Genomic DNA, 10761 nt, shown 5'->3' on the forward strand with positions numbered 1-10761 from the left:
ACGGCCGGCGCCGGACCTAGGAGAACACCGATCGTGCTCACGCCCCACGTCCTCACGATCGGTGCGGAGCTCCCGCCCGCCGCGCAGGCACCGTCCGACGCGTCGACAGCCGTGTGGCTGGTCGACACCGACGACCGGGAGGGTGCGGCCGCCCGGCTGGCTCCGGAGACCCTGGACCCGGCCGAGCAACAGCGCGCGGCCTCCTTCAAGCGCAAGGAGGACCGGCGCCGCTACGTCACCTCCCACGTGGCGCTGCGGGTGCTGCTCGGGGCCTGGCTGGACCTCGCCCCGGGCCGGGTACGGATCGGCCGCGCCCCGTGCCCCGGGTGCGACGGCCCCCACGGACGTCCGATGTCCGCGGACGGACCCGTGCACTTCTCCCTGTCGCACAGCGACCGGCTCGCCCTGCTCGCGGTGGGCCCGATGCCGGTGGGCGCCGACGTGGAGACGCTGCCCGCGGCATCGGCCGTGGCCGAGCTGGCCGGGCAGCTGCACCCGCAGGAAACCGCGGAGCTGAAGGCCCTGGCCCCGGAAGAGCGGCCCGCGGCCTTCGGCCGCGTCTGGGTCCGCAAGGAGGCGTACCTCAAGGGCCTGGGCATAGGGCTCGCCCGGGGCCTCGCCCTCGACTACGTGGGCGCCGGCGACACCCCGGCGAACGGCCTGCCCGACTGGTCCCTGACGGACGTGGCCGTCCCCGCGGGCTTCACCGCCGCCGTGGCGGTGGGGACCGGCGACTAGGCCGTCTCTGCCGGATCTTGCCTGGCCCTACCGCAGGAGGTCGAGGGCCGCCCGCAGGTCGGTGGCGGCCACGGCGGTGAGCGGCGCCCGCGCCTGCGGGTCGTGGCCGCGGGGGACGCCTTCGATCAGGACGATCAGGGCCAGGTAGGCGCGGTACATCGCGATCCGCCGGCGTTCGTCGGGCGTGAGCGGTGCGGAGCGGTAGCCGGCGAGGAAGTCCGGGTCCCGGGTGATGTCGTCGAAGAGCGCGGTGGAAACGAGGTCGGCGAGCGGATCACCCCAGAAGGAGCGCTCGCCGTCGAGGATTCCGGTGATCTCCAGGCGTCCGTCCCGCTCCGCGAGCAGGATGTTGCCCTCCCACAGGTCGAAGTGGACCAGTGAGGGGGTCGTCACCCGGTCGAGGAGCCGGCCCCGGGCGCGGACGAGGGCGAGGACCTCGTCGGGGTCGACGGGCAGCGGGGGCCGGAAGCGGCGGGCGTCCGCGCAGACGTCGGCCAGCATGCCCTCGAAGGCGGTCCGCCAGCTCGCTGCGGCGCCGGCCGGCGGATGGGCGTACGGATAGCCGAACGAGGAACCCCGCACCCGGTGGAGTCCGCGGACGAGGCGCCCGAGGTCGGTGCGCAGCCTGGCCCGGTCCTCGGCGCCGATCCCGGGGCGCAGCCGCTCCCAGGGTTCGCCCTCCAGGTGGGTCATCAGGAGGTAGTCGCCGTCGAGCGCGCTCCGGTCGAAGCCGGTCGCCACGACTCCGGGCACCGGAAGTCCGGGTACCGCCGAGGCTCGCCGGTAGAACTCCGCTTCCGTGCGCATCAGCGCGTGCTCGTAGGTCATGAGGGGTGTGCCCGCGGGCGGCCCGACCTTGAGCACGGCCGACTCCCGTCCCGCGCCCCGGTCCAGGGTGAGCAGGTGGACGGAGTTGAAGGTGCCGCCCTCCAGCTCCCGGCTGTCGAGCACCCGGGTGTCCGGCCCTCGGGCGTGCGCGATCGCGCGGGCGATCTGCTCGTCGGTCGGTGTCCGCCGCATCGCGCGTGTCCTCCGGTCGGTGAGCGGTCCGTGGGCCTCGGCAACTGGTGGGGCCAACAGGTGCGGCAACAGGTGGGGGCGGCAACTGGTCGCGCACCTCGCGGGCCCGTTCGCCGGCCGGGGACTGCGGGTGCCCGATCCGGCACGGGAGAGCGCTCTCCATCTGCGGGAACCTAACGCGCGTTCCCGGCCGCGGTCAAGGAAGCCGGGCCATCAACTCGCCTCCGGGAAGGGCGAGTTTCCCCGGCGGGCCCTGCGGATCGCCGTACCGGCGTCACGTGGCGGGGCCGGCCGCCGGGGTCGACCGGGGCTCGATTCCCGGATGTTGTGCCAAGGCGTTCCCTCGCGGGGGTGGCCTCCGCTAGCTTCTGACCTCAACTCCCCCACCCCCCTCACACCCCATTCCCAGCCCCGGGCGGATCGTTATGAGTCGTTCCATCGCGTTGCGCGATGTCAGCAAGAGATACGGGCGGGGCTCCCTCGCCGTCGACCGCGTCTCCCTCACCGTCGAGCCGGGCGAGTTCCTGGTTCTGCTGGGGCCTTCGGGCTGCGGCAAGTCCACCGTCCTGCGGATGATCGCGGGGCTGGAGGAGATCACCGAGGGCGCGCTGTACCTCGACGGCGAGTACGCCAATCACGTACCGCCGAGCGAGCGGGACATCGCGATGGTGTTCCAGAGCTTCGCGCTGTACCCGAACATGACGGGCCGCGCCAACATCGGATTCCCGCTGAAGCTGCGCGACCCCCGCGGGGATCACGAGCCCCAGGTGGAGGCCACGGCCCGGATGCTGGGCATCGAGGACCTCCTCGACCGCTTCCCCGGACAGCTCTCCGGCGGCGAGCGCCAGCGGGTGGCGATGGGCCGGGCCATCTCCCGGCGGCCGTCGGTGTTCCTGATGGACGAGCCGCTCTCCAGTCTGGACTCGAAGCTCCGCACCCACCTGCGGGCCGAGATCGCCCGGCTGACCGCCGAACTCGGCGTCACCACGGTCTACGTGACGCACGACCAGTCCGAGGCGATGTCCCTCGGGCACCGCGTGGCGGTCATGCGGGGAGGCGTCCTCCAACAGGTCAGCTCACCACGGGACACCTATGCCCTCCCGGCGAACGTGTTCGTCGCGGCGTTCATCGGAACACCCCGGATCAGCCTGCTCCAGGCCGTCGTCCACGCGCCGCTGGGCGCGGGCATGTGGATCGACCTGGGACGCCACCGGCTCGCCCTTCCCCAACCCCTCAGCCCCGACCACCAGTTGCTACGGATCCAGCAGGGGCGCCCGGTCATCGTCGGCCTGCGGTCGGAGGCGGTACGGATCGCACCGCCGAGCCAGGCACGGCCGGGCGAGGTGGCGATGACGGGCATCGTCGAGCACGTCGAGTACCAGGGGCACGAGGCGCTGGTCCACGTGGACACGGGCTCGCGCCCCGCGGTGGTGGCGGATCTGGAGTCGGCGCGGCAGCCGGTCGCCGCTCCCCGGCGCAGCCTCAGGCGGCAGCAGAGCGGGTTGGGCCGGCTCAAGGCCCGGGCCGCGGAACGGCTGTCCGGGTCGGTGGCGGTCCTGGACGCGCCGCCGGAATCCCCCCGGGGGCCCGACGCGGGCGTCGCCGCGGAACGGCTGGGGGCGGTGCGCAGCGACCTCGTGGTGCGCACGGGACCGCACGTCCGGGTGCGGGTGGGGGCGCAGATCCCGCTCCTGGTCGACCTCGCGCAGCTGTACGTCTTCGACCATGCGGGGCAACGGGTGTCCCCGGCCGGGGACGGGCTCGCGCCCCTGGAGCGGTAGGCCCTGACCGGAGGGGCGCCACCCTGACCGGAGGGCCGCCGCCCGGGCCTGGAGGGCCGCCGCCCGGATGCCGGCCGGCCCACCGCGCGGGCTGCGGGGTGGGCCGGGCGGTCAGTGCGCCGCCCGCTCCTGCAGCGTGGTCCGCCAGGCCGGCAGCGGCTCCTCGCGTTCGGGTTCCGTGCGGTGTCCGCCCCGGGCGAAGAAGTCGGCGAGGGGCAGGATTCCCGCGCCGACGGTGACGGCGTCGGGGCCGAAGGTGCCCAGGTCGATGCGGACGTTGGCCGCCGGGTACGACAGGGCGTAGGAGGTGGCGTAGGACCGTACGGACTCCAGGAAGCGGGTGCCGAGCTGCAGGCCGGCCCAGCCGCCGACGAGGATGCGTTCGGGCTGGAAGAGGTTGATCAGGTCGGAGAATCCCGCGCCGAGGTATTCGGCGGTCTCCTCCAGGACGGCCAGGGCGGTCGTGTCGGCCGTGGGGGCGGCGCCGTCGGGGCCAGGCTCGGGGTAGGCGGCGGCGAGCATCGCGGTCAGGGCGGTCTCCTCGTCGGCGTCGGCCGGGGGGCGTCCGCCGGCCTCGGCCCAGCGTTCCAGGAGGGCCTCGGCCCCCGCGTACGCCTCCAGGCAGCCCTGGGCTCCGCAGCGGCAGCGGCGCCCGCGGACGCGCACGGTCAGGTGGCCCCACTCGATGGCGCGGCCGGTCCGGGTGTCGTCGCTGACCACGCAGGCGCCGACGCCGGAGCCGAAGAGCACGACGACGGCGTTGTGCGCCCCGCGTCCGGCGCCGAACCACATCTCGGCCTGGCCGAGGGTCTTGGCCCCGTTGTCGATGTAGTACGGAACGGTTTCGGGCAGCAGGTGGGAGTCGCGCAGCATCCGCTCCAGGGGGACCGCGTCCCAGCCGATGGTCTGGCCGTGGACGACGGCGCCGTCCGCGGTCCGCGCGACGATGCCGGGAACGCCGATGCCGACGCCCAGGAGCCGCTCGGGTGCGATGCCGGCCCTGCGCAGGACCTCGGCGATGCCCTCGCGGAGGTGCTGCACGACGACGGTGACGTCGTAGCGGTCGATGCGGCGGGGCCCCGCCACCTCCAGGGGGCGTTCCACGCGGGCGAGTTCGGTCAGGGTGAGGTCGAAGAGCTCGATGCGGATGCGGGTCTCGCCGACGTCCACGCCGATCATGTAGCCGCTGGTCGGGCTGACGCGGAGCAGGGTCCGGGGGCGCCCGCCGGCCGACTCCACGCTCCCGGCCTCCTCCACCAGGCCGTCGGTGACGAGCTCCGCGACCACGTTGCTGATCGATCCGGAGCTCAGCCCCGTGGCCGGGCCCAGCGAGAAGCGGCTCAAGGGGCCGTCGAAATACAACCGTTGCAAAACAGCGGTTCGGTTCTCGCGCCGCAGGTCACGCACTGTTCTGCCGCTACGTACTCGCACTCTGTCCCCTGTCATCGATGCCCGTACCTGCAAGATACCTGCGTGAACGCTCTTGACGAGTCCTTCGCTTGAGGTTTAACTCACATCCTAAATTAAGCCATGTGGTTTTGGGGGCGAACCGCGGAACGTCCGCCCCCCACCCCGCAGTCGGCATCCCGTTCCTTCCTGAAAGGCCCATGGAGCCATGCGCAGAATCAGAGTCGCAGCGGTCGGCGCCGTCACCCTCTCCCTCGTCCTCGGGGCGGCCGCCTGTGGTGGTGGCGGCTCCACCGACGGGAGCGGGTCCAACGAGCAGCCGAAGACGCTGACCTACTGGGCCTCCAACCAGGGATCGAGCCTGGAAGTCGACAAGCAGGTCCTCCAGCCGGAGCTCGACAAGTTCGAGAAGCAGACGGGCATCAAGGTCAAGCTCGAGGTCGTGCCGTGGGGCGACCTGCTCAACCGCATCCTGACCGCGACCACCTCCGGTCAGGGCCCCGACGTCCTGAACATCGGAAACACCTGGAGCGCCTCGCTCCAGGCCAGTGGCGCGCTGCTCCCGTGGGACGGCAAGAACTTCGAGAAGATCGGCGGCAAGGACCGGTTCGTGGAGTCCGCGCTCGGCTCCACCGGCGTCCAGGGCCAGGACCCGGCGGCCGTCCCGCTGTACTCGATGGCCTACGCGCTCTACTACAACAAGAAGGCGTTCGCCGACGCCGGCGTCACCAAGCCGCCGACCACCTGGGACGAGGTGATCGCCACCGGCAAGCAGCTGACCAAGGACGGCAAGGCCGGACTCGGCGTCGAGGGCTCCAACCTCTCGAACAACATCCACCAGGTCTTCGTCCTGGGCAAGCAGCACGGCGCGGACTTCTTCACCGCGGACGGCAAGGCCGACTTCACCTCCGACGGCGCGGTCAAGGCCGTGAAGCAGTACGTCGACCTGATGGCCGACGCGCAGATCGTCGCCAAGGGCAACGCCGAGTACTCCCAGAACCAGTCACTGAGCGACTTCGCCAAGGGCAAGACCGCCATGGTGCTGTGGCAGACCGCTTCGGCCACCTTCGCCGCGCAGGGCATGAAGGAGGACGAGTGGGGCGTGGTCCCCGCGCCCGTGCAGTCCGGCGCGCCGGGCACGGGAACGTCCACCAACTCCATGGTCGCCGGCATCAACATGGCCGTCTTCAAGAACACCAAGAACATCGACGGCGCCACGAAGTTCGTGAACTTCATGACCGGTGACGAGGAGCAGAAGATCCTCAACAAGGCCTACGGATCCATCCCGCCGGTGAAGTCCGCGCAGACCGACCCCGCGTTCAACACCCCCGGCCTCGCCGTCCTGCGCGACACCCTCGCCAAGAGCGCCTCCGCCCTCCCGCAGGTCCCCGAGGAGTCGCAGTTCGAGACGGTGGTGGGCACCGCGGTCAAGGAGCTCTTCGCCGACGCGGCGGCCGGCCGGCCGGTCACCACGGAGTCGGTGAAGGCCAAGCTCGAGAAGGCCCAGCAGCAGATGCCCAAGAAGTAGGCACGGACACCTCATGACCACCACCGCACCCCCTCGTACGGGCAAGCGGACGGTACGGAAGAACCAGCCCGGAGCGGCGCCTCGCACCCGCCGCTCCGGGCGGCTCCGCCGGATCTCCCTGCCGTACCTGCTGCTGCTCCCCGCACTCGTCCTCGAACTCCTGGTCCACCTGATCCCGATGGTCATCGGCATCGTGGTCAGCTTCAAGGAGCTCACCCAGTTCTACCTCCGCGACTGGGGCAACGCGCCCTGGTCCGGCCTGGACAACTACGCCCTGACCGTCGACTTCGACGCACCGGTCGGCCAGGCACTGCTGAGCTCCTTCTTCACCACGTGCCTGTTCACCTTCTTCTCCGTGGGCCTGTGCTGGCTGATCGGCACGGCGGCCGCGATCTTCATGCAGGAGACGTTCAAGGGCCGGGGCATCCTGCGCACCATCTTCCTGGTGCCGTACGCACTGCCCGTCTACGCCGCCGTCATCACCTGGGCCTTCATGTTCCAGCGCGACAACGGCCTGGTGAACCACGTCATCCACGACCAGCTCGGGCTCACCGACAGCCCGCCGTTCTGGCTCATCGGCGACAACGCCTTCGTCACCCTGCTGGTCGTCTCGGTCTGGAAGGGCTGGCCCTTCGCCTTCCTCATCATGATGGCCGGCCTGCAGAACATCCCCCGCGAGATCTACGAGGCCGCTGCCCTGGACGGGGCGGGCGTCTGGCAGCAGATCCGCCGCATCACGCTCCCCTCGCTGCGCCCGGTCAACCAGGTCCTGATCCTGGTGCTGTTCCTGTGGACGTTCAACGACTTCAACACGCCGTTCGTCCTGTTCGGGAAATCGGCACCGGCGTCGGCCGACCTGATCTCCATCCACATCTACCAGTCCTCGTTCCAGACCTGGAACTTCGGCACCGGATCCGCGATGTCCGTCCTGCTGCTGCTGTTCCTGCTCGTCGTGACCGGCCTCTACCTCCTGTTCACCTCCCGAGGAAGGAGCGCCACCGATGCCTAGGCACACCCAGGCGGTGCAGTCCCGGTCGCCCATGGCACCCCCCAAGTCGTTCCTGGTGAGCCGGCTGGTGTTCCTGACGCTCCTCACCGGGTTCGTCCTGCTGCCGGTGTACGTCATGATCTCCAGTTCGCTGAAGCCGCTGCAGGACGTGTCGGGGAAGTTCCAGTGGATCCCCTCCGGCCTGACCGTCCAGCCGTACTTCGACATCTGGAAGACCGTCCCCCTCGGCGACTACTTCATGAACTCGCTGATCGTGGCCGGTTCGGCGACCGTCTTCTCCGTCGTCATCGCGATCTTCGCGGCCTACGCCGTCAGCCGCTATTCCTTCCGCGGCAAGCGGGTCTTCACCGTCACGGTGCTGTCGACGCAGATGTTCCCCGGCATCCTCTTCCTGCTGCCGCTGTTCCTCATCTACGTCAACATCGGCAATGCCACCGGGATCGCGCTGTTCGGCTCGCGCGCCGGGCTGATCCTCACGTACCTGACGTTCTCGCTGCCGTTCTCGATCTGGATGCTGATCGGGTACTTCGACTCGGTCCCCAGGGACCTCGACGAGGCCGCCAAGGTCGACGGCTGCGGTCCCCTCGGCGCCCTCTTCCGCGTCATCGTGCCCGCCGCGATCCCCGGCATCGTCGCCGTCGCCGTCTACGCCTTCATGACGGCCTGGGGCGAGGTGCTGTTCGCCTCGGTGATGACCAACGACGCGACCCGCACCCTCGCGGTGGGCCTGCAGGGCTACTCGACACAGAACGACGTGTACTGGAACCAGGTCATGGCCGCCTCGCTCGTCGTGAGCCTGCCCGTCGTCGGCGGATTCCTCCTCCTCCAGCGCTACCTCGTCACCGGGCTGACCGCCGGCGCGGTCAAGTAGCGCCTCCTCCCATGATCTTCGAAAGGTCTGCTGTGTCGGATTCCATTGACCTCGGCGCCTTCCCCCAGGACTTCGCCTGGGGCACGGCCACTTCCGCGTACCAGATAGAGGGAGCCGTCAAGGAGGACGGCCGCGGGCCGTCCATCTGGGACACGTTCTCCCATACCCCCGGCAAGATCGACAACGGTGACACAGGCGACGAGGCCTGCGACCACTACCACCGGTGGCCCGAGGACATCTCCCTCATGAAGCAGTTGGGCACCAACGCCTACCGCATGTCGATCGCCTGGCCGCGCATCGTCCCCGACGGCTCCGGACCGGTCAACGCCCGGGGCCTCGACTTCTACGACAAGGTGGTCGACGGGCTCCTGGAGGCCGGCATCACCCCCTCGGTGACCCTCTACCACTGGGACCTCCCGCAGGCCCTGCAGGACCGCGGCGGCTGGACCGTCCGCGAGACCGCCGAGCACCTGGCCACCTACACCTCCGCCGTCGCGGAACGGCTCGGCGACCGCGTCACCCAGTGGGCCACCCTCAACGAACCGCTCTGCTCGGGCTGGATCGGCCACCTCGAAGGCCGCATGGCCCCCGGCCTGAGCGACCTGACCGCCGCCGTCCGCGCCTCCTACCACCTCCTGCTGGGCCACGGCCTGGCCGCGCAGGCCATCCGTGCCGCAGCACCCGGCGCGCAGATCGGCCTCGTCACCAACCACTCCACGGTGGTCCCCGCCTCCGACAGCCCCGAGGACATCGCCGCCGCCGTCCGCATGGACGGACACACCAACCGCTGGTGGCTCGACCCCGTCTACGGACGCGGCTTCCCCACCGACATGCGGGAGCTGTACGGCGTGGAGCTGCCCGAGCGCCCCGGCGACCTGGAGACCATCGCCGCGCCCCTCGACTGGCACGGCCTCAACTACTACTTCCCCGCCACCGTCACCGACGACGCCCTCGGCCCGGTCCCGTTCGCCCGCGAAGTCCGCCTCCCGGACGTACCGCGCACCGGCCTGGACTGGCAGATCGACGCCAACGGCATCGAATCGCTGCTGCTGCGCCTCACCAACGACTACGGCGTCCAGAAGCTCTACGTCACCGAGAACGGCTCCGCGTTCCCCGACACCGTCGGCCCCGACGGCGCGGTCGACGACCCCGAGCGCACCGCCTACCTGGAACAGCACCTGGCAGCCTGCGCCCGCGCCGTCCACCAAGGCGCCCCGCTGGCCGGCTACTACGCCTGGTCCCTGCTGGACAACTTCGAGTGGGCCTACGGCTACGACAAGCGCTTCGGCCTGGTCCACGTCGACTACGCGACCCAGCAGCGCACCGTGAAGACCAGCGGCCGCCGCTACGCGGGCATCGTCCGCAGCCACCGCGAGCTCCACGCGTAAGTCCGGCGGTTCGCCCACGGTCCCGGCCGGTTTCCGTTCCCCGCCGGCGCCGCGGGACGTCCCCTCGCCCCACGCTCCTCGCCCCCGCAGAACGCTCGGCCGGAACACCCGGCCGAGCCTGCGGCGGCGCTCCCGGGCAGCCGGACGAAGCATGCGGAACTTCCCCTGCCATATGCCTACCGGCCCGCGCGTGCCGGTGCCTATGGTGTGGCTCCGGACCATCCCGGGCCCAGCACCCTCCCGGCTCCCCACGGGAGGGTTGCCGTGCGTCCGGGTTCGGCCCGGCCCCGTGTTCGTGCAGAACCCGCCGAGTCCCGCGGGCCGTCAGGCCGTTCGCGGCGAACGGCCCGGCCGCGCCGGGATGCCCGATCGGCAGCCGGCACGACCACCCCACAGCAGCCCATGGCCACCCCTGGGCTGCTCAGTGCTGCCCAGGGGCGCCCCTCCCGAAGGCCCCCTGCTCGGAACTTAATGAAAGCCAAAAGAAAAGGCGTCACGGTCCTTGACCGGCCGATCGCGTTACGGGCAAGGTCTGGAGAGCGCTCTCCCGGTTCAGGTTCGTCAAAGGAGCACCCATGCCCACTGGCATACCCCTCGATGCGTTGCCACGCGGACGACGTCCCGTCTCCACCCGGAGGGGGATCGCCGGGGCGGTCACGACCGCCCTCGTCGGCAGCCTGCTCGCGCTGGCACCGACGGTCCCCGCCGCCTCGGCCGAGCCCGTGCCGGTTTCCCAGGGCAAGGCGGTCACGGCCTCCAGCCAGGAGCACTACGGCACCCCGGCCGCCGACGCCGTCGACGGCAACAACGGCTCGCGCTGGTCCAGCGCCGCCTCCGACGCCCAGTGGCTGCAGGTGGACCTCGGCGCCGCGACCGAGCTGAGCAAGGTCGTCCTGCAGTGGGAGGCCGCCTACGCCAAGGCGTACCGGATCGAACTGTCGGTCAACGGCACCCACTGGTCCACGGCCCACTCCACGACCACCGGAGCCGGCGGCACCGAGACCGTGAACATCACCGGG

At 70.9% G+C, this 10761-nt stretch carries 9 protein-coding genes; 7 read left to right on the plus strand and 2 right to left on the minus strand.

Annotated elements, in window-relative coordinates; translation table 11 throughout:
* Positions 1–33 precede the first annotated feature (33 nt).
* The gene (locus tag OG898_RS35070; protein ID WP_250740454.1) at positions 34–738 is read left to right on the plus strand and encodes a 4'-phosphopantetheinyl transferase superfamily protein; all 705 of its coding nucleotides are present in this window, start codon (positions 34–36) and stop codon (positions 736–738) included.
* Between the two features lie 27 nt (positions 739–765).
* Here the strand turns inward: OG898_RS35070 and OG898_RS35075 are convergent, their stop codons facing one another.
* Positions 766–1758, minus strand: coding sequence for a phosphotransferase family protein (locus OG898_RS35075; RefSeq protein WP_266962634.1), 993 nt, complete (start codon positions 1756–1758; stop codon positions 766–768).
* A 425-nt stretch (positions 1759–2183) separates the two neighbouring features.
* Here OG898_RS35075 and OG898_RS35080 point away from each other — a divergent pair, with 425 nt between their 5' ends.
* Entirely contained in the window at positions 2184–3539 is a 1356-nt protein-coding gene (locus tag OG898_RS35080; RefSeq protein ID WP_266962636.1) for an ABC transporter ATP-binding protein, read from the plus strand.
* A gap of 111 nt (positions 3540–3650) precedes the next feature.
* Here the strand turns inward: OG898_RS35080 and OG898_RS35085 are convergent, their stop codons facing one another.
* Positions 3651–4970, minus strand: coding sequence for an ROK family protein (locus tag OG898_RS35085; RefSeq protein WP_250740457.1), 1320 nt, complete (start codon positions 4968–4970; stop codon positions 3651–3653).
* 184 nt (positions 4971–5154) lie between these two features.
* On the opposite strand from OG898_RS35085, the gene OG898_RS35090 reads away from it, so the two are divergent.
* The 5 genes from OG898_RS35090 to OG898_RS35110 form a co-directional block, all read left to right on the plus strand.
* Positions 5155–6474, plus strand: coding sequence for an ABC transporter substrate-binding protein (locus OG898_RS35090; protein ID WP_250740458.1), 1320 nt, complete (start codon positions 5155–5157; stop codon positions 6472–6474).
* Between the two features lie 13 nt (positions 6475–6487).
* Positions 6488–7483 (plus strand): carbohydrate ABC transporter permease, encoded by a 996-nt coding sequence (locus OG898_RS35095; protein ID WP_250740459.1) that lies wholly within the window; start codon positions 6488–6490, stop codon positions 7481–7483.
* A 31-nt stretch (positions 7484–7514) separates the two neighbouring features.
* On the plus strand, positions 7515–8354 hold the full coding sequence (locus tag OG898_RS35100) for a carbohydrate ABC transporter permease (protein WP_250740628.1): 840 nt from the start codon (positions 7515–7517) through the stop codon (positions 8352–8354).
* A gap of 32 nt (positions 8355–8386) precedes the next feature.
* Complete coding sequence (locus OG898_RS35105) at positions 8387–9742, plus strand: GH1 family beta-glucosidase (protein WP_266962639.1); 1356 nt, start codon at positions 8387–8389, stop codon at positions 9740–9742.
* 575 nt (positions 9743–10317) lie between these two features.
* Positions 10318–10761, plus strand: a 444-nt coding sequence (locus tag OG898_RS35110; RefSeq protein WP_266962641.1) for a discoidin domain-containing protein, incomplete at its 3' end; no start/stop codon positions are given.

Source organism: Streptomyces sp. NBC_00193 (assembly GCF_026342735.1).
Classification (GTDB): domain Bacteria; phylum Actinomycetota; class Actinomycetes; order Streptomycetales; family Streptomycetaceae; genus Streptomyces; species Streptomyces stoeckheimensis.

Excerpts from the sequence above, each read along its gene's own strand:
- OG898_RS35075 (WP_266962634.1), bottom strand. The coding sequence starts at position 1,758 with ATGCGGCGGACACCGACCGACGAGCAGATCGCCCGCGCGATCGCGCAC.
- OG898_RS35080 (WP_266962636.1), top strand. The coding sequence starts at position 2,184 with ATGAGTCGTTCCATCGCGTTGCGCGATGTCAGCAAGAGATACGGGCGG.
- OG898_RS35090 (WP_250740458.1), top strand. The coding sequence starts at position 5,155 with ATGCGCAGAATCAGAGTCGCAGCGGTCGGCGCCGTCACCCTCTCCCTC.
- OG898_RS35095 (WP_250740459.1), top strand. The coding sequence starts at position 6,488 with ATGACCACCACCGCACCCCCTCGTACGGGCAAGCGGACGGTACGGAAG.
- OG898_RS35100 (WP_250740628.1), top strand. The coding sequence starts at position 7,515 with ATGGCACCCCCCAAGTCGTTCCTGGTGAGCCGGCTGGTGTTCCTGACG.